This window comes from Paenibacillus typhae, assembly GCF_900099765.1.
Taxonomy (GTDB): domain Bacteria; phylum Bacillota; class Bacilli; order Paenibacillales; family Paenibacillaceae; genus Paenibacillus_AQ; species Paenibacillus_AQ typhae.
In genome coordinates this window covers 1-18,639 of sequence record NZ_FNDX01000057.1, presented here as the reverse complement: position 1 = coordinate 18,639, position 18,639 = coordinate 1, and the positions used below count along the sequence as shown (strand labels likewise).

17 protein-coding genes and 1 riboswitch are annotated in these 18,639 nt (G+C 52.6%); of the genes, 13 read left to right on the top strand and 4 right to left on the bottom strand.

The window, feature by feature from the left end:
- Window positions 1-94 precede the first annotated feature (94 nt).
- Window positions 95-1,084 carry a tryptophan--tRNA ligase gene (gene trpS, locus BLR64_RS27230; protein WP_090719517.1) on the top strand — a complete coding sequence of 330 codons (990 nt, stop codon included), beginning with the start codon at window positions 95-97 and terminating at the stop codon, window positions 1,082-1,084.
- On the opposite strand, the gene BLR64_RS27225 is transcribed toward trpS, so the two are convergent.
- Window positions 1,081-1,275, bottom strand: coding sequence for a hypothetical protein (locus tag BLR64_RS27225; protein WP_090719514.1), 195 nt, complete (start codon window positions 1,273-1,275; stop codon window positions 1,081-1,083). The genes trpS and BLR64_RS27225 overlap by 4 nt on opposite strands.
- Before the next feature lie 259 nt (window positions 1,276-1,534).
- Window positions 1,535-2,539, bottom strand: a complete 1,005-nt coding sequence (locus tag BLR64_RS27220; RefSeq protein WP_090719512.1) for a metal-dependent hydrolase — start codon at window positions 2,537-2,539, stop codon at window positions 1,535-1,537.
- Between the two features lie 263 nt (window positions 2,540-2,802).
- Between BLR64_RS27220 and cyoE the strand changes: the two genes are divergently transcribed.
- Entirely contained in the window at window positions 2,803-3,735 is a 933-nt protein-coding gene (gene cyoE, locus BLR64_RS27215) for a heme o synthase (RefSeq protein ID WP_090719510.1), read from the top strand.
- Window positions 3,736-3,750: 15 nt separating this feature from the next.
- Window positions 3,751-4,368 (top strand): SCO family protein, encoded by a 618-nt coding sequence (locus BLR64_RS27210; protein ID WP_090719508.1) that lies wholly within the window; start codon window positions 3,751-3,753, stop codon window positions 4,366-4,368.
- A 75-nt stretch (window positions 4,369-4,443) separates the two neighbouring features.
- Here the strand turns inward: BLR64_RS27210 and BLR64_RS27205 are convergent, their stop codons facing one another.
- Complete coding sequence (locus tag BLR64_RS27205; RefSeq protein ID WP_090719507.1) at window positions 4,444-4,800, bottom strand: DNA primase; 357 nt, start codon at window positions 4,798-4,800, stop codon at window positions 4,444-4,446.
- 287 nt (window positions 4,801-5,087) lie between these two features.
- A complete protein-coding gene (locus BLR64_RS27200) occupies window positions 5,088-6,266 on the bottom strand; it encodes an MFS transporter (protein WP_090719505.1) in 1,179 nt (392 codons plus the stop codon).
- A gap of 246 nt (window positions 6,267-6,512) precedes the next feature.
- Here BLR64_RS27200 and BLR64_RS27195 point away from each other — a divergent pair, with 246 nt between their 5' ends.
- The 10 genes from BLR64_RS27195 to BLR64_RS27150 all read left to right on the top strand — a co-directional run bounded on the left by BLR64_RS27195 (window position 6,513) and on the right by BLR64_RS27150 (window position 18,247).
- On the top strand, window positions 6,513-6,953 hold the full coding sequence (locus BLR64_RS27195; RefSeq protein ID WP_090719550.1) for a hypothetical protein: 441 nt from the start codon (window positions 6,513-6,515) through the stop codon (window positions 6,951-6,953).
- Window positions 6,954-6,970: 17 nt separating this feature from the next.
- Window positions 6,971-8,116: a transglutaminase-like domain-containing protein gene (locus BLR64_RS27190; protein WP_090719504.1), complete on the top strand. Its 1,146-nt coding sequence runs from the start codon at window positions 6,971-6,973 to the stop codon at window positions 8,114-8,116.
- A 97-nt stretch (window positions 8,117-8,213) separates the two neighbouring features.
- Window positions 8,214-10,343, top strand: a complete 2,130-nt coding sequence (locus BLR64_RS27185) for a peptidoglycan D,D-transpeptidase FtsI family protein (protein WP_090719502.1) — start codon at window positions 8,214-8,216, stop codon at window positions 10,341-10,343.
- Window positions 10,344-10,398: 55 nt separating this feature from the next.
- Complete coding sequence (locus BLR64_RS27180; protein WP_090719500.1) at window positions 10,399-11,169, top strand: Cof-type HAD-IIB family hydrolase; 771 nt, start codon at window positions 10,399-10,401, stop codon at window positions 11,167-11,169.
- An 872-nt stretch (window positions 11,170-12,041) separates the two neighbouring features.
- On the top strand, window positions 12,042-12,524 hold the full coding sequence (locus BLR64_RS27175; RefSeq protein ID WP_090719498.1) for a DUF456 domain-containing protein: 483 nt from the start codon (window positions 12,042-12,044) through the stop codon (window positions 12,522-12,524).
- A gap of 21 nt (window positions 12,525-12,545) precedes the next feature.
- Window positions 12,546-14,171, top strand: coding sequence for a putative polysaccharide biosynthesis protein (locus BLR64_RS27170; protein ID WP_090719496.1), 1,626 nt, complete (start codon window positions 12,546-12,548; stop codon window positions 14,169-14,171).
- A gap of 111 nt (window positions 14,172-14,282) precedes the next feature.
- A complete protein-coding gene (locus BLR64_RS27165; protein ID WP_090719494.1) occupies window positions 14,283-14,627 on the top strand; it encodes a thioredoxin family protein in 345 nt (114 codons plus the stop codon).
- Between the two features lie 135 nt (window positions 14,628-14,762).
- The gene (locus BLR64_RS27160) at window positions 14,763-15,689 is read left to right on the top strand and encodes a COX15/CtaA family protein (protein WP_090719493.1); all 927 of its coding nucleotides are present in this window, start codon (window positions 14,763-14,765) and stop codon (window positions 15,687-15,689) included.
- Window positions 15,690-15,716: 27 nt separating this feature from the next.
- A complete protein-coding gene (locus tag BLR64_RS27155) occupies window positions 15,717-17,441 on the top strand; it encodes a UbiD family decarboxylase (protein WP_090719491.1) in 1,725 nt (574 codons plus the stop codon).
- 59 nt (window positions 17,442-17,500) lie between these two features.
- Window positions 17,501-18,247: a Cthe_2314 family HEPN domain-containing protein gene (locus BLR64_RS27150; RefSeq protein WP_090719489.1), complete on the top strand. Its 747-nt coding sequence runs from the start codon at window positions 17,501-17,503 to the stop codon at window positions 18,245-18,247.
- Between the two features lie 94 nt (window positions 18,248-18,341).
- Window positions 18,342-18,481, top strand: a riboswitch (SAM riboswitch).
- The last annotated feature ends 158 nt before the right edge of the window (window positions 18,482-18,639 follow it).

The following is an 18,639-nucleotide window of genomic DNA, read 5'->3' as shown; positions in this document are numbered from 1 at the left end:
ATAAGGGTGGCACCACGGTCTCACGTCCCTTGCGGATGTGGGGCCTTTTTGCGTTCGCGCAAATAGGAATTAATGAATGGAGGTAATTATAAGCATGGCTAAAAAAGTATTGTCGGGCATTCAGCCCAGTGGTTCCCTGACCCTCGGTAACTATATTGGCGCGATCAAAAATTTCGTGAAGCTGCAGCAGGAGCATGAATGCTTCTTTATGGTCGTGGATCTGCACGCCATTACAGTGGCCCAGGATCCTGCGGCGCTGAGGGAGAACTCGCAATCCGTTGCAGCACTCTATCTTGCAGCAGGGATCGACCCGAAAATTTCCAGCGTATACATGCAGTCACATGTACCCCAGCACGCTGAGCTGGGCTGGATTCTCACCACACTGACTGCCATGGGCGAACTGGAACGGATGACACAGTTCAAGGACAAATCCTCCGGCAAAGATTCGGTAGGCGCAGGGCTGTTCGTATACCCGTCACTGATGGCGGCGGACATTCTGGTCTACAATGCTGATCTGGTACCTGTAGGAGAAGACCAGAAGCAGCATCTGGAGCTGACCCGTGATCTGGCGGGACGCTTTAATCACCGGTTCGGTGATTTCTTCACTGTTCCTGACCCGTATATTCCGGAAGTAGGCGCCCGGATTATGTCGCTGGACGATGCGGGTAAAAAAATGAGCAAGAGCAATCCTAATCCAGGCAGCTACATTGCACTGCTGGACCCGCCGGATGTAATCCGTAAGAAAATCAGCCGGGCGACTACCGATTCGGGGCGTGAAGTGGTGTACGATCCGGCGAACAAGCCGGAAATCAGCAATCTCATGAGCATTTATGCAGAGTGCTCCGGGCTGAGTCTGCAGCAGATTGCCGATCAGTATGAAGGGCAGATGTACGGGGGCTTCAAGAAGAATCTGGGTGAGGTGCTGGTGGCTACACTGGAGCCGCTGCAGCAGCGATATCATGAAATCCGCAGCTCGGGCATGCTTGAGGATATTCTGGCCGAGGGCGCAGAACGCGCCCGCAGCGTAGCCTCCCAGACACTCACTGAAGTGAAGGAACGGATGGGCTTCCTGCCTTACCGTTAAGAGGAACGCTGCGCTGCGGCTTCCGCCTTGCGTCTCAGTCTGGCTTTGAGAATGAAGCCCCAGCCGATATTAAGGACGCAGAGCAGCCCCAACAGCAGTGCCAGCCAGATATTGTAACTGATACAGATTGAAGCGGCTGTAAGAATCAGTATTGAAGAAGTTGCGAACCAGAGCGACAGACCTTTACCCATGCCAGCCAGCCTTCCTTTCTATAATAGCGAGTTAATGGATCCTGCCGGCTTACGCCGTGCAGGATTTTTTGTCTGTAAAGCAGGGAATATTTTCAAGGATGAAGAATTGCTACTGAAAACGCTTTATGGAGATTGTGCCCTATGCCGCCTCAGGCGTCAAGTGGGATAATATCCAATGGGTGAAACCAAAACAGGCAGAGCGGCTATCCCCTGACTAAGGGGTGTTGCCGTCCTGCCTGCTGTTAAGATGGAATTTAGGCTAGAGCTTCATTGAACCTGGATCGATAGCGAACCGTTCATCCAGCTTTTCGCTGCTGAGCCAGCCGACATAAGTATTAAGCACATGATATTCGCTGTCCATAGCCAGCACTGCCACGAAAGGGAATTGCTTGCGGTGTAAATAACGCACATCCCCCCAGCGTACAATATAACCGGAGGGAAGCTCCTCCACTTCGGCCACGGCATAGGAGGTAAAATACAGAAAGGCCTGAACATCCGGATGTGACTTGGAATGCTCAACCGCAGGGTGGGTGGAGCATACGGCGTGCTTAAACCATTCCAGTCTTCCGCCGTTTAGCACGCCAACATTATAGCTTCCGTCTGTCTTGGCTTTGACCACGTTCCAGCGTGTAGGCGAGATGGAAGGGATAACGATGTAGCGTTCTCCCGGAGCATGGTGCATATCTTTGTTTTTGATATGGTGAGTAATCCGGGCATGTACAACCGTCCGCCAGACGTAGTAAGCTGCTACACAGACATACAGGATGGTGAACAGCGGAGCCGGCGGCACAATACCGCTGATCCAGAGAATGATCGCCGCCGCGTGGCTGCCGAAGATAAACGGATCGAAGATATGGATAATGTTCCAGGCGATCCATTTCTCGGTGAACGGCCGGGCTGCCTGTGTGCCGTAGGTGTTGAACAGATCCGTAAAGACATGGACGGCAACACCGATAAAGCTCCAGAGAGCGATATGACTTAATGCCTGCAGGTCTGTAAGGCCGAATAACGGGCCGATGACTATGGTAATCAGAGCCGGCCACAAGAGCAGAAAGGGCAGAGAATGGGTGATCCCCCGGTGGTTGCGGATATACACGGCATTATTTTTGAGGCGCAGCGCCGTGTCGGCATCCGGGGCTTGAGAAGCCAGTACAGTGGCGATCATGACGGCTCCTGCCAGGGACGGCTGCGAGGCCACGACAGGATCTACGAAAGAAAGTCCGGCAAGTCCGAGGCCCATTACAAAATGTGTTGCTGTATCCATTTGGTCAGATCTCCTTTGTACGGAAGTTCTCTATTAATAACTACCCATTTTTAAGCTGACTTATTTAGACGGACGGGAAATAAATAAAGTCACGTAATTGTCGAATTGATGAACATCCGGGCCAATGATTGTCAAAGTCTTTTACGGTTTGATATGATAAAGTTAACAGCGGAGTGAATATTTTTCTCAATTGAGAACGATGTAAGATGATCGGAAGCTCCGATAGAACGCTTAGAAGTCCCTTATAAGGAGGAACACCACACGTGGACAATCAATTGAGATATCAAGCTTCTTCCGATTCCGCAGCAGCAAAAGCCAAATCACCCCCGGAAGGTGCCGGCTGGCGTGATTTTATTACAGTAACGAAGCCAGGCATTATCCGCTCCAACCTGATCGCTGCCTTTGCAGGCTACTGGGTGGCTTCCGGATGGGATGTCCAGTACGGGAGATTAATCCTGACCCTGCTGGGAACCATGCTGGTGATGGCCTCGGCCTGTGTATTCAACAACTATTTCGACCGTGATCTGGATATGAAAATGGAACGCACACGCGAGCGCGGTCTGCCGACCGGCAGGCTGAAGCCTAACGTCGTGCTGATGTACGCCATCGTGCTCGGTATAGCCGGTCTGGCTGTATTGTTTGCCTTCTGCGGCGTCCTGGCCGGAATTTTTGGCATTGTCGGCATGTTCGTTTATGTGGTTATCTACACACTCTGGCTTAAAAGAACCTCGACCTGGAGCACTTCGGTCGGCGCAATCTCCGGTGCGATGCCGCCGGTTATCGGTTACGTTGCCGTTACCGGTACTGTGGATCTTGGTGCCTGGCTGCTGTTCGCCATGCTCTTCCTGTGGCAGCCGCCCCATTTCTGGGCTCTGGGCATCCGCCGCAAAGAGGAGTACAGAGCTGCAGGCTTTCCGCTGCTCCCGGTCGTCAAGGGGGTACGGCGCACCAAGTTCCAGATGATTCCTTACGTGGCGCTGCTGCTGCCGGTGCCGGTGCTGATGTATGCCTATGATTATGCAGGGATTTTCTATCTCGTTATCTCGCTTGGCTTGTCTGTAGCCTGGCTCTATCTGACTATAATCGGCTTCAAAGCCAAGGATGATGATGCCTGGGCCAAGAAAAATTTCTTTTTCTCCATTAATTACCTCACTGTCAGTCTGATCGCGCTTGTATTGAATACAATCCACGGTTAAGAGGGAGAGAAGCCTGTGCAAACCTTGAAACGCTACAAATGGACCTGGCTGCTGCTGGTGATTGCCCTGTGTCTGGCGGCTTTTCTGGCAGTCAACTCAATGGGCCTGGCCAAAAGCAAGCTGCCGGTCATCGGGGAAGTACAGGACTTCTCTCTGGAGAATGTGGACGGTAAGCAGATTACGCTGGCCGATACGGAAGGGAAGGCCCGGCTGGTCTATTTCTTTTTCACAGAGTGTCCGGATGTATGTCCGATTACCACGTATATGCTGTCTGAAACCCAGGATTTGCTGGTCAAGGACGGCAGCTTCGGCAAGGATACAGCGTTTGTCTCGATCTCCTTCGATCCGGAAAAAGATACCCGCGAAGCCATCAGGACGTTCGCTGACCGCTTTCACGCGAATTATGACGGCTGGTATTTTCTGCGGGGGGATCAGGAGCAGGTGCGGAAGCTGGCGGCAGACTCCTTCAAGGTTCTCATATACGGGGACAATAAGGATAACTTTGCCCATGCTAATCTGATCGGCCTGGTCGACCGGAACAATCAGCTCCGCGGCCTCTACGATGCCGGAGATACGGAGAATGTAACGCCTGAATTCCTTGCGGATTCCCTGAAGAAGCTGGCCCGTGAATAAAACATATTTCTGCACAAAAGAAGCCTTGTCCGGCTCCGCTGCTGCTCGCGGACCTGAACAAGGCTTCTTCATGTGTTACCGCTCCAGATAAGGGAGCGGCTGCGGGTAGATGATGAACTCCTCAAGGCCTGCTTTTTCGAGCTGGGTAATACTGTATTCATCCGGCGTGCCCTCGACACCGGCATAGCCTCTGCGGGTGTAAATATGGACGGCGTCCGGAAAGGTGTCGCGCAGAATACCGCGGATCTTTTTGCCGGAGCTGTCATTATCCATGTAGAGGTATACTTCGCCGTCCCCGATTTTACGCCGCAGTGAATCCAGTTTCAGCGTATTGAGCGTACCAAAGGTGCATAAGATGTCGACCTCGGGGCTAAGCACGCGGCGCAGACGGCTCTTGTCGTTTTTGCCTTCAACAATGATTGTAATGGACATAAGCGGGTCACCTCTGGCTCTGAAATGGTCTGAAAAGAGTGTGGTTGCTTAAGCGGATTAAACATTAATGCAGGTACGTATCTGTTATTTTACCTAAGCTTCGCCATTTTTAACAGCCATATACGACAGCAATGCAATCATTACCCGGGAAATGTCGTAAAAAGAAAGATCACCCGGCGGCGGCCGGGTGATGAAATGACTGATTTCAGCAGCGGTACAACGCGGACTTTAGCGGCTTTTGTTAACTGCCGGAGTGTTCATATGAGACTGTAGCCTGTGGTGTTGTTTTATGCGGCTGGACTGTTTAAGCCTGGATGGTATGCGGAGCGCAGGCTGTCCCCTTTTGGCGGGAGCAGCAGGATTGCGGTCATCAGCAGCACAAAGGCAATGAAATAAGGGGAGACATAACCGCGAAGCTGTCCTGCGGCAACAGGGCCGGCAAAAGCGCCAAGTGACATGGCAATCGACTGCAGAGAGAAGGTGCGGCCCAGATGGCCGCCGTTCCCCAGACTGATAAAGAGGGAGGCCATGGCCGGGAACAGCACGCCCTTGGCGGCCCCGAGCAGGAACAGGACAGCACCTGCAGGAATGCCTGTAAATGCGGCAAGGGTAAAGAAGCAGAGCGCCATCGCCAGCAGGGCTGCGGCAATGCGGATGGCTGGTGACAGGCGGTTAAGGAACATCAGGCTTAGCGTGGACAGCGCCCCGAGGCTCATCAGCGAGAGAAGGACTCCTGTGGAGACCATCCCGTCCTGCCCCTGCGACAATGGCAGCTCGAAGAACAGGACACCCTGCGAGCAAGAGATGAAGAATGGCAGCAGGTAATAGCGCCGGCTGGTTTTGGCTTCCTTGCGGCCGGCTGGGGAGGGTTCGGCCGGAGCAGGCATAGTCTTAGGCGCACCGGCGCGGACACGCGCAGGCGAATGCTTCGGCACGCTGACCAGAGCCATGATTCCGGTGGCAATCAGCAGCCAGCCGAGTGTGCTGAAGGTGCCGGAATAGCCTGCCCTGTGCACAATATAGGCACCGGCTGCGGGAGAAACCACGGAGGCGAGGGTATGGACAATGCCGTGGCCGGACATGTATTTACCCTGCGTTGCCGAATCATCCGACAGCGAAGCCAGCAGTGTCATGCAGGCGGGGGAGAGGAAGGCCAGCGCAAAGCCGCTGGCCGCCCGCAGCACCAGCAGATGCCAGGGAAGCTGGGCGTAAGCCTGCAGCAGCAGCAGCGCGCCGGCCGCCACGAGGCTGAAGACAATGTAGCGCCGGCTGCCATTCTTGTCAACAAGTACGCCTGCGAGCAGATTGCCTGGCAGATGGGTCAGTGAATACATGCCCATCATCCAGCCGATGAAGGCAGGACCCGCCCCGAGTGACATGGCAAACGGGGTCAGAATCGGATACTGGGCATGCAGATCAAAGAAGGCCAGAAACAGAAACAGATACAGCCACAGTGCGGTTTTCAAGGTCTACACCTCCGGTAGGGCCGGTCATGAGCCCGGAGGGCCATGCCGGTTTTCTTTTTAACAGCGGAATCTGGACGACAGCAGGCGGAAGCTTGCAGTATAGCCTACTTGTACTTTACGTGTGCATCTGGGGGCTTATACCATTTTATTCGTCTAACCTGCATACCGTCAGGCAATCATGAATTATATGGGGCATTCATGTATAATAATGAATATGAAATTTTTGATAGGGGTGTTGTGAAATTGATGGATCCGGCAGTATGGTCACAATTTATCAGAGAGAATTGGCTGGTTATTGTTATAGCACTTGTTATTCTGTTTGCCGTAATCAATCTCGTCAAAACGGTGCTGAAATGGGCAATCGTCATCGTAATTGTCGCCGGCCTGTTCATTTACAGCGGGGTTACGATGGAGCAAATCGGTGATGCCGTAAACAAGGTGGCGGACAGTACGGTAAGCACACTGAAGAGTGAAGCGCAGGAAGTGATGCTGAGCGAAGCCAAGGAGGCAAAATATACCTCTGGCGGGGACGGCACCTTCACGATTACAACGCCGAATCTTGAGGTGAAGGGCACGGCTGGCGAGGATAAGGTTGAAGTCACTTTCCGGGGTGTCAGTCTTGGGAAGTGGAGCATTACGGATACGACCAAGACCTTTATAGAGGAAGCGCGGAAGAACGGAAATTAACATCGAGGGGGATGGAAATGCTCGACAGCTGGATAGCAAGCTTAACAGAAGCGAATCTCATCTCGATCCTGCTGCTGCTGGTTGTGCTTTTCTCCGTCTTTCAAGGCTGGGTCCGCGGCTTCAGCCGTGCGGCGGGCGGGCTGTTCGGCCTGCTGGGCACGGGGCTGCTGACAGCGGCAGCGCTTGTCATCGCCATTCCGGCAGCGCTGTATTTTTCTCCCGCAGTCCAGGCATGGGCTGCATCTGTAGTGTTGCCGGACAGCAGACTGAGCGGGTGGCAGCAGCTGTATTATACTGCAGTGTCGGTGCTGGAGGGTTCACCGCTGGTGCGGTTTTTCCTGCTGCTGCTGATAGGCTACAGCCTGATCCGCCCTCTGCTTGGCCTGCTGTTCCTGTTTCTGCCCTTCCGTCTTCCAGGGCGGAAGGAGCGGCCGCGTGACCGGAGGATTACCCAGATCAGCAGGCTAAGCGGTGCGGCTGTCGGTTTTGCCGTAGGTCTGGTGCGCGGTCTGCTGCTGGTCTTCGTTCTTTATCTGGGAGTCGGGCTGAACCCCGACAGCGGCTTTAGCCGTTATGTTGAGTCCTCTCCTATATACAGCCAGAGCGCGGCGGCGGTATTTGAACCGATTGCCGGTGAAAATGTGCGGAGCAGACTGCCTGTACTGACCAAGGCGGTAGCCGCCGAGATGAATGATATCCTCCGCCGCAAATATGAGGTGATTGATCATGACATCTCGCCGGACATCGAGGAGGCCGCAGCAGATATTGCCGGACAAGCCTCTGATCCCGAGGAAAAGGCCAGGCTGCTGTACGACTGGATTGGTTCGCGGGTCGCCTATGATTATGCCAAGGCGGATAATTATGAGCAGAACGGGATCTGGCACGAGCAGACGCCGCAGGACACCTTCGATACCCGGCTCGGTGTCTGTATTGACTATGCCCGACTGTATGCCGTTATGGGACGTTCCCAGGGGCTTCAGGTGCGTGTGGTTACCGGCCGGGGCTATGATGGACGGGGAGGGTACGGCGCTCATGCCTGGAATGAGGTCTATATACCCAATAGGGAGGCCTGGATTCCGCTCGACTCTACCTGGGCCTCAAGCGGAGACTGGTTCAACACAGCGGATTTCGGAGAAACGCATATTAAAGAGGACGTACTGTGACAAAGAGGAAGTCAGACCTTGTTATATGGTACAATTCGGGGGGAAGTACTGTTGTACTGTTGCAAGGTTTATTTAAGATGTAAAGGAGTGAAAGACTGTGAGTTTTTTCCGTAAGCAGGCCACCCCGCCGGATGAAAATACAGCGAAGAGCTCGCTCGGCCTGCGGATTAACGTGTTCTTTTTCAGCACGTTTGTTATTTTCTGTGTCATTATCATCCGTCTTGCCGTTTTACAGTTTGTTGAAGGGCCTACCCTGACTGAAGTGGAAACCAGCCGCGATACCAAAAATGTACCACTGGCGGCGATCCGCGGTGTAATCCGGGCAGCCGGGGGCGAGGAGCTTGCTTATTCAACGTCTGTACAGTCGTTATACATTACGCTGACAAAGGAATACACTGCCAAAACCACGGATAAAGCGACTGGTAAAACCACGCTGACCCCGGAAGCCCAGGCCAAAGGCGAAGAGCTTGCAGCGCGGCTGGTTGAGGATTTCAATAAATATGGTGACCCCGCTGGTCCGCAGCTGACACAAGAGGATGTCATCGCTTCGCTGGACTTATATTTCAAGAAATACTCCGGATTCATGGCCCGCAGAATCAAGGCAGGACTGACTTCGCAGGAAGTGGCTTACTTTATGGAGCACAAGAATGAATATCCGGGTCTGGAAATTGTCGAGGAGAGCAGCCGGCATTATGACAAGGACACAGTAGCCGTGCAGACGATCGGTTACATCAAGCCGTTCAAATCCTCCAGCAGTCTGGATATTTACAAAAACATTCAGGCCGCGATGAAAAAAATAGATGCTGATCCCGGCCTGAGCTACAAAGACGATGAATTTGTCGGATTTGACGGGCTTGAGCTGCAGTATCAGCGCGAGCTGCGCGGCAAAAACGGATATCAGGTCATCTCGGTCAATCCGCAGAATATGGCTGAAAAGGTTGAAGAGGTTGTGCCTCCCGTCAAAGGCAATGACGTCTGGACAACCATCAATAAATCGATTCAAATGAAGACGGAGCAGGCGATCACCGATCAGATCAGCTGGCTGCATACGCATTCCGTCCAAGGCAAGACGCATCCCGATGCACTGACCGGCTACGCGGTGGCGATGGAGGTCGATACCGGAAATATCGTTGCGATGGCGAGCATGCCGGACTATGATACGAATGTATGGACGGCCGAGAAGATGGATACCGATGTATGGAATGAAATTATGGGTAACTATCAGAACGGGACCATTACACCATACTCCTCGGGCATGTCAGGCCATGAGTTCGGTTCTACGGTGCTGCTGGGCTCCACCATCAAACCGCTGAGTGTGCTCATTGGACTGAATGAAGGCTTTTTTACGACTTCTACCATTTATCAGGACAGAGGGATTGCCTACTTCGGTAAAAATGACAATGCCTCCGTCCGTAACGCTTCCGGTCACGTATATGGTACTATGGACCCGGCCAGAGCGATTGAGAAATCGTCCAATGCCTTTATGGTCGATATGGTCGGCAAGAAGCTGTGGGAAAAGTATCAGAGCGGCGGGATCGATGTGTGGGATAAATATATGAAGGAATTCGGGTTGGGCGTTTCGACCCAGAGCGGGTTGCCGCGGGAGTTCCTGGGACAGATCAACTATACCGATACTGAGGCGGCGGGAAGTGCGCAGGCTGCCCTGGTCTATGCTTCCTTCGGGCAGCAGGGACGGTATACTGTGCTTCAGCTTGCCCAGTACGCTTCTACGCTTGCGAATGAAGGCGTACGGATCAAGCCGCAGCTGGTCAGCAAGATCACCGATTCTGAAGGGAATACCGTTAAGGAATTCCACCGTGAAGTATTAGATGAGGTCACAACCTTTGACAAGTCCTTCTGGAGGGAAATTAAAAAAGGGATGAACAGTGAGGTTTCAGCGTTCTCTGATTTCCCTTACGATTTTGCCCGCAAGACAGGAACCTCGCAGCAGACAGACAGAACCAATACGAACCGTGACAACGGCGTGTTTATTGCTTTTGCCCCGCGCGAAAATCCTAAGCTGGCTGTTGCTGTAGTTATCCCTGAGGGCGGATTCGGCTCCAACAGTGCTGCACCGGTAGCACGCAAGATTTTTGATGCTTATGACTGGGAATACGGCCTTGACGGCATTCCGAAAAAGACACTGAAAGCTGCAAACAGTGATGCAGCTGCAACCGATGGAACGGATGCTGCAGCTGATACAGATGCGGCGGATTCAACGAACTAGGCAATATTAATCAGCCCCTAATGATGAGGGGCATACAAGAAATGGAGGGGTGGCAATGACTGCCAAATACCGCCTGCTTGCACTGGATATGGATGGAACCCTGCTGAATGATGAACAACAGATTACCCCCAAGACAGTAGAATGGATTCAAAAAGCGGTCGATGCCGGCGTTCACGTCTGCCTGTCCACAGGACGGGCGTTCCGGAGTGCTATGCCTTACGCAGAGCAGCTTGGACTCAAGACACCGATGATTACTGTGAACGGCAGTGAGCTCTGGCGCGAGCCGTTTGAGCTGTACCGCCGCTCGCTGATGGACCCGGCGCTGATTCAGCAGCTGTACGAAATTGCTGAGGAATACGGCATCTGGTTCTGGGCTTATTCCACAGAGCAGGTGTATAACCGCAATAACTGGGACGGGGACATTATGGGCAGGGAGTGGCTTAAATTCGGCTACTCCACAGAGGACGACGAGATCCGCCATAAGCTGCTGATGCAGCTTATGGATTTGGGCGGCCTGGAGATCACCAACTCGACCCCGACTAACCTGGAGATCAATCCGCTCGGCGTGAACAAGGCGTACGGAATCGGCGAGGTCTGCAAGCTGCTGGGTATCGAGATGTCCCAGGTAGTCGCTGTAGGAGACAGCCTGAACGACCTGGCAGCCATCCAGGCGGCCGGTCTGGGCGTGGCGATGGGCAATGCCCAGGAGACGGTGCAGCAGGAAGCGGATGCGGTCGTTGCCTCAAATAACGAGGACGGCATTGCTGAGGTGATTGAGAAATATATATTAAGTGAGGCGGAAGTGACGCTTGGCACTGACTGCTGATTGCGAAGCTTGGCTCTCGGCAGATGCAGGAGAGCGGAGGAGCGCAAGCTGTTGCACTTTCTGCAACAGAATACCGTCAAAGCAGTCTGAAAATAAAATCTGTACTTTTTAGCGGTTAAGTACAGGTTTCTATTGCACAAAATGCAATCAATATGTGGATTAGTTGCAGAATGTAGACAATTTCATAATTCAAATATCACCATATTTACACGCACAATCTTATAGCGAAAATCATTTATTGTTCGGAAATAACTGTTGTTGTGACATTAATGCTCATCAAACACGAAAAAAGGTACGATTATTTCATGGTAAAAAATGTTTATGAAATTGTCTCCTTTGTACAGCTAAATCTGTCCAAATGGCTCCAAATCCGCTTTATATGGCTGTATAGTTGTACAAAGTGCAGCTAAAACGGGAAATGTGGTAAAAAACAGTTGTTTTAGTTGTACAAAGTGCAACTAAGTGTCTGCGACTAACTACCGGCCGAAGAGTATCAGACGTGGCTGGGGAGGCGCCTTAAAGAATGGCAGCAAACGGCTGATTATTAGTCCATTCCTGTGTTCGAACGAGTTGTTGCCGCAGATGTACTATGCCCTGAGTAAGTGCTCATGGTTTGAGTCAGCTAATAGTATCATTGCATTACCGAGTAGTAACAAGAAACTATGCTAACAAAACGAAGAGTACGCTTCGAAGGAAGCTTGCAAAGGAATTCGGAGAAGCGGATGCTATCAAACAAAGCGTATGCTTCCGAGGCTGTTTTGCGAAGTATGTTTCACAGAAGTATATGCTAACAAAACGAAGAGTACGCTTCGAAGGAAGTTTGCGGAGGAATTCGGAGAAGCGGATGCTATCAAACTTTAGGGGATGAAGGAATGGCAATCCTGGGTTGGATTCTGATCATTGCTTTGTTTGCGGTAGGGCTGGCGGGGGCGGTGTATCCCATCCTGCCCGGTGCGCTGGCGATTTATCTGGCTTTTTTTGTATACGGCTGGTTCTTTTCGTTCGGATCGTTCGGGGTGTGGTTCTGGACTATCCAGACCCTAATCGTGGTTGTGCTGTTCGTAGCCGACTATGTAGTCGGGGCATGGGGTGTTAAGAAGTTTGGAGGGTCAAGAGCATCGGTAATCGGCAGTACAATTGGTTTAATTGTTGGTCCATTTATTAATCCTATTGGATTGATTCTTGGGCCCTTTATCGGTGCATTCATCGGTGAGCTGATCGCCGGCTCCCAGCCGGGTAAAGCGGTTAAAGTAAGCTTCGGCTCCCTGCTCGGCTTGTTCAGCAGTACCGTAGTCAAAGTAATTCTGCAAATTATGATGGTGGTCCTCTTCTTTATCTGGATCAGCGTAAATTAACAGCGAAGAAGGCGAAACAGTTTGTCAAAGAAAGAGTCTTTTGTCAAAGGCACGCTTATTCTGGCCGCAGCCGCACTTGTGGCCCGCGTGCTCGGGCTTGCCCAGCGGGTGCCGCTGGAACACTTATTTAATGTTACAGGAAATGCTGCATTTGCACAGGCCAACACGGTGTACTTGATGCTGCTTCCACTGGCTACAGCCGGCATTCCGAGCACATTAAGCAAAATGGTGTCCGAGCGTTATGCTCTAAATCGGCCGCATGAGGCACAGCAGGTGTACCGGGCAGCGCTGATCTTTGCTGCTGTCGTGGGTGTGCTGATGAGTGCTATCCTGTACATAGGAGCCCCTTATTACGCTGACTATGCCAAGGTTCCGGAGAGTACACTGGCGATCCGTGCGATCGCTCCGGCGCTGCTGCTGTTCCCGTCCATCGCTATGATGCGCGGGTATTTCCAGGGGCGGAACAATATGATGGCCGGCGGGATTTCCCAGATCGTCGAGCAGATTGCCCGGGTATCCACCGCGATCCTGCTGGCATATATTCTGCTGAAGCAGGGATATGATAATACATGGATAGCAGCCGGCGCTTCGTTCGGCAGTGTGCTTGGCAGTGTCGGCGCATTTGGAATTATGCTGTATTATGCAATAAAAATGCGCCGCACTGAAGAAAAGGTGGCATTGTATGATTCAAATGCAGCCAGACTTCCGCTGCTCGGTATTTATAAGGATATTTTTAAATTGTCCATCCCGATTGTATTATCTTCTGTAACTGTACCAGTGGTAAGCTTTATCGACACAACGTTCATTGTACCGCTACTTAGTGGTCAGACCGGCTTAGAAGAGGCAATACGTGCACTGGGGATCTATGGAAACCGCGCAATCAGTGTTGCCGGAATTCCTCCAGTGCTGGCTATTGCGCTGAGTACTTCACTTATCCCGATCATTTCGGCCGCTTATGCCCGGAAGGACGAGCAGCATCTACAACGCCAGGTCACACTGGCCATGCGGATCTCCATTCTTACGGGGACTCCGATTGTAGTCTCGCTGGTGGTCGCTGCCTATTCCATTAACGGTCTGCTGTTCAGCAGTCTGGACGGCAGCGGAATCGTTGCCATGTTGACGGCAGGGACGATTTTCCAAATTACCATGATGACGACGAACTCCATCCTGCTGGGGATGGGGAAATCAAGGATTTCGATGTATTATGTGCTGGCGGGGATTCTGGTTAAGCTGGCGGCAAGCTTCCTGCTAAGCAAGGTGTTCGGTATTTACGGAATTATCGGGGCAACGGCTCTCTGCTTTATTGTCATTACCCTGCTTAATCTGCGTATGCTTAAGAGTATCGTATCCTTTACGATTATGGGCAAACGCTGGGGCGGCTTCGCGGTTGCCGTGCTGGCTTCCGGCGGAATCGGCTATGGCCTGAACGAAGCGGGAATTATGCTGACCCGTCTGATGCCGGACCGGGTTGCTTATCTGATTACCTGTCTGGTAGTGGGGGCGGCGGTTGTCATCATCTATCTTGTGCTGCTGATTGTACTGGGCGTGCTTGGCCGTCAGGAGATTGCCGGCTACCCGCGTGTTCTCCAGAAGGTATTGAATCCGCTTATGAGACTACAGCCTGCCAGGGTGCGTGCAAGCGAATAATGCTGTGATTTTTGTCTTATTTTGTTCCTTTTTAATTGACTTCCTGTGTACAATTTGCTTCACTTAGAGAAGAGTAAGATACAGTTTAACCTGGAAAGGATTGACCCTAACATGGATAAAATTTCTTCCGCTGCGGAATTTCAGGTTGCGATTCAATCGCCGCGTTTAACGATTGCTGTATTTAAGGCAGACTGGTGCTCTGACTGTAAATTTATTGATCCGTTTATGCCTGAGGTAGAAACCCAATATGCGGATCGCCTGACACTGGTTGAAGTCGATGTTGATGCTGTGGGCGAGGTCAGCCAGGAACAGAACATTCTGGGCATTCCCAGCTTTGTCGCTTACAGTGACGGCCGGGAACTTGTACGCTTCGTCAACAAGCTGCGCAAATCCCGTGAGGAGATTGAGAATTTCCTGAACCGGGCGCTTGAGGTATATCTGAGTATTCACAAGTAAAGTAACAGTCAACTGATCAAAGCACCGCCTCCGCCCGGCCAGAGCAGAAGCGGTGCTTTTTTAACAAGATAATCCATAAGGCAAGCAGTAATCATAAATATCCTTCCATTCATTCCTATACATGCGGGTGATCTGATGACAACAGCTCATTTGAAATGGCTCAGCTACATAACCTGCCTCGTGATGTTTCTCGCCTTGTTTGGAGGCGCTGTAGTGACCAAAACAGGCTCAGGACTGGAGTGCGGGAACGAATGGCCGCTGTGCCATGGCAAGCTGATCCCGGCTTATACGCTCGGCTCCCTGATCGAATATACTCACCGTTTGTTCAGCGGCTTTGCCGGCCTGCTGTCACTTGCCTCGATGTTTGCGTTCTGGCGTTATGCGCGCCAGCACAAGGATCTGCTCACCTATGCCCTGTTAACCCTTCTGTTTGTAATTGTGCAGGGAGGAATGGGAGCGCTTGCGGTCGTACGGTCACAGTCTGCGGCAGTAATGGCGCTGCATATGGGCTTCTCGCTGATAGCGTTTGCAAGCTCGCTAATGCTGGCTCTCGGGACGAAACGGTGGCATGAATCCGCCGGTCTGGAGGATGCTGCCGGAGCTTCCGTGAGCCGGGGGTTCCGCAACTTAACCTGGTTTACAGCGTTATATTCTTATATCGTCGTTTATATCGGAGCCTATGTCAGCCATACTGATTCACAGGGGGGCTGCTCCGGCTGGCCGCTCTGCAACGGGAAATGGATTCCTGAGCTTAGCGGCGGCGTGGGCATTGTGTTTACGCACAGGGTTGCAGCGGCACTATTGTTTGTTTTGACAGCTATATTGGGGCATCTGGCATTCTGGAGATATACCGAGATTCCGGAGCTGCGGAAGCTGGGAGTAGCCGCGGTTACGCTTTGCCTGCTGCAGGTCTTCAGTGGTGCGGCTGTGGTCCACACGCTCTATAACGATAAATTGTACATATTTGCCGCGCTTTCCCATATCGTGCTGATTGCCGGGTTATTCGGAATCCTGAGCTACATGAGTGTACGCGTATGGCAGCTAAGCATGAATAACAAGTAATCTGTTTCTGTTAGGAGGTACAGGATAGTGGGATATGGAAATATACGGCGGTGGATCGAGCAGCTGCGCAAGGATAAAGAGCTTGCCGTTATAGAGGCTCCGGTGGATCCTTATCTGGAGCTGCCAGAGATTCACCGGCGTGTGGTCCGGGAGGAAGGGCCGGCATTGCTGTTCACTAATGTTAAAGGAACCCCGTTCCCTGTCGCGACCAACCTGTTCGGAACGGCCCGGCGCGTGGACAGGGCTTTTGGCCAGAGGCCGGAGCAGCTGCTGAAAGCGGTGGCCGGGGCAGCCGAAACCCTGCTTCCGCCTTCGCTCCCCAACATGTGGAAGGAGAAGAAGCTGGTTGTCAATCTGTTGAAAACAGGCATAAAGCATGTACCGCAGGGTGAAGCCCCCGTTCTTGGGGTCTGCCGGACCAGTGATCCGTTAAGTGAACTGCCGCATGTTACAAGCTGGCAGGAAGCAGGCGGGCCTTATATCACGCTTCCGCTTGTCTATACCGAAAGCCAGACCGCTCCGCAGAAGCACAGCCTCGGAATGCACCGGCTCCGCTTAATCGACCACAGTACAGCCTCGATAGACTGGAATAGCCACCAGGGGGCGGAGCTGTACCATCAGGAGGCTGAGGCCCGGGGTGAGGCACTGCCGGTATCTGTTTTTATCGGGGGCCCGCCTGCACTGATAGCTGCAGCCAGCGCCTCCCGCACAGCCTGGCTGCCGGATCTGGTGCTGGCTTCGCTGATACTCGGCAGCCGGCTGCAGATGGTCAAGGACCCGCTGGGCGGTCACTCCATTCCGGCCGAAGCGGAATTTGCACTGCGTGGGCTTGTACCGCCAAGAACCCCACTACAGCAGGCACCGGTTATGCATGTACAGCGGATCTGGCACCGCAAAGATGCCGTCTATCCGGCGACCATTGCCGTTACTCCGCAGGAAGAAAATTTCTACCTGGTCGATTATCTTCAGCAGCTCCTCTCTCCTGTACATCATCTTGCGATACCTTCAGTGAATGCCTTCTGGACTTATTCCGAATCGGGCCCGAATGGTCTGGCCGCAGCGGTCGTACAGGACAGCTCCCCGCGTGAGGCCCTGGGTACTGCCTTCCGCATATTAGGGGATCGCCAGCTCTCAGGCAGCAGACTGCTGCTGCTTACAAGCGAGCCGGCTGCTTTTTCTGATTTGCCCGCTATTCTGGAAAATGTTCTGGAGCGCTTCAATCCGGCGACCGACCTGTATGTATTTGGCAGCGGGGCCCGGCTTGGCGAGGAGCATACTGAAAGCAGGCCGGGTCCTGACAGCCAGGCTGTGCTGCTGGGTGTCGGACGTGCTGTAAGGGAGCTGCCGCGTACCTATTCTGAGGGCGTATTGCCAGGAATTAACGAGGTCATTCCTTATTGCGGGGGATGCTTAGCCGTTTCCGGTGCATCCTATGAAGAAGACCCTGAGCTGCCTGTCCGTCTGGGCGCCCAGCTCCGCAGGCAGCAGTCAGCCTGGCCACTGGTAATTCTGACAGATCATGCCGCAGATGCGGTGCGAACCCAAAGCTCCTTTTTGTGGACGGTGTTTACCCGGTTTAATCCCGCCGAAGATATCTATGCCGAAACGGAAATCAGGCAGCATCAGCTTAGTTACAAGCTGCCTATCGTGATCGATGCACGCATGAAGCCGGGATACGAACAGGAGCAGACGCCCTGCAGCAGCACACTGGATCTGGTCGACCGGAATTGGAAGCATTATTTTCAGCAGTAAAGCCATCGTTTCATTCAAGACGGAATTATACATTTTCCTTATGTTAAGGGGGACAAGTCATGCTGCGGATCTTACTCGGGGAGCCACCGCGCCGCAACAGCGGCGTGCTGGCTGAAGCAATGGACAACATGGCAGAGGTAGCGTCCATGCTGCGCAAGGAGATGAACGCCCATGAAGACCATGACCATGAATTCCGCAAGCTGGAGATCTGGACCCGCGGTCTGATCTCCTCGCTGGATGAGCTGGAGCAGAGCTGCTTCGCAGCCGGCTTTTACCGTAAACTCGTGGTTGCAGGATATATGGATGATATGTCCACCCAGGAACAGGGGGATTATGCGCGTTATGTCTATTTTTACAAAAACGGCTTTATCCGCGTCTTCTCGCTGCTCGACAAGCTGGGAACGGTGCTGAACAGCCTGTACAATTTGAACACAAGCCAGAGCAAGGCCCATTTCTCCTATTTCACGGTGCTGCGGCAGTTTCAGCTGCTGAAGGAGCATGTTCCGCTGTCAGAGGAGCTGGAGAGCATCAAGGACTCTTACCGTGAGCCGCTGCAGAATCTGCGTAAGCGCCGCAACGCCGAAATTCATTACATGAACGCTGAAATGCAGGACGATCTGTGGCAGAGACACCAGGGGCTGCATGACAAAATAAGACTTGAGGATCTGGACAGCCATCTGGAGGATTTGAAGCAGGGGCTGGAAATGGTCTGCAAATCCTTATGCGCAGCCTTTCGCTACAGCAATGAGCAGTGGCATAAGAACAAGGCTATAACTTCAAAAAACGCCGGGACAGAGTCGCGTTAATAGGGCAAAATCTTCCTTTGACAAAAAAGCGGAAACTCACTATACTTAGGCTTGCATTATATTCTTACATTCTGCGACAAGTAGTTTCATATTTTTCTTATCGAGAGCGGCGGAGGGATAGGCCCGATGAAGCCCGGCAACCGATTTGTGTCCAGCATTTAATCTGTGCTGCATGCAAATGTCATGGTGCTAATTCCTACAATGCGGCAAGCTCCGGGCATTGGCAGATGAGAAGGCATTGTAAATATACGCACAGGGCCTCTTACGATCTGCAATGATCGAAAGAGGCTTTTTTGATTTTGGGCGTGCCCAGAGGCACGCATTATCTAGTTGGTGCAAGTCCAACCAAGAGAGGGGCCAAGCCACTCTTGTAGCTAGGATGCTTGCGCATG

Coding starts and splice junctions, on each gene's coding strand:
- BLR64_RS27220 (WP_090719512.1), bottom strand. CDS start 2,539: ATGGATACAGCAACACATTTTGTAATGGGCCTCGGACTTGCCGGACTT.
- BLR64_RS27160 (WP_090719493.1), top strand. CDS start 14,763: ATGACAACAGCTCATTTGAAATGGCTCAGCTACATAACCTGCCTCGTG.
- trpS (WP_090719517.1), top strand. CDS start 95: ATGGCTAAAAAAGTATTGTCGGGCATTCAGCCCAGTGGTTCCCTGACC.
- BLR64_RS27225 (WP_090719514.1), bottom strand. CDS start 1,275: ATGGGTAAAGGTCTGTCGCTCTGGTTCGCAACTTCTTCAATACTGATT.
- BLR64_RS27180 (WP_090719500.1), top strand. CDS start 10,399: ATGACTGCCAAATACCGCCTGCTTGCACTGGATATGGATGGAACCCTG.
- BLR64_RS27165 (WP_090719494.1), top strand. CDS start 14,283: ATGGATAAAATTTCTTCCGCTGCGGAATTTCAGGTTGCGATTCAATCG.
- BLR64_RS27195 (WP_090719550.1), top strand. CDS start 6,513: ATGGATCCGGCAGTATGGTCACAATTTATCAGAGAGAATTGGCTGGTT.
- BLR64_RS27150 (WP_090719489.1), top strand. CDS start 17,501: ATGCTGCGGATCTTACTCGGGGAGCCACCGCGCCGCAACAGCGGCGTG.
- BLR64_RS27205 (WP_090719507.1), bottom strand. CDS start 4,800: ATGTCCATTACAATCATTGTTGAAGGCAAAAACGACAAGAGCCGTCTG.
- BLR64_RS27175 (WP_090719498.1), top strand. CDS start 12,042: ATGGCAATCCTGGGTTGGATTCTGATCATTGCTTTGTTTGCGGTAGGG.
- BLR64_RS27190 (WP_090719504.1), top strand. CDS start 6,971: ATGCTCGACAGCTGGATAGCAAGCTTAACAGAAGCGAATCTCATCTCG.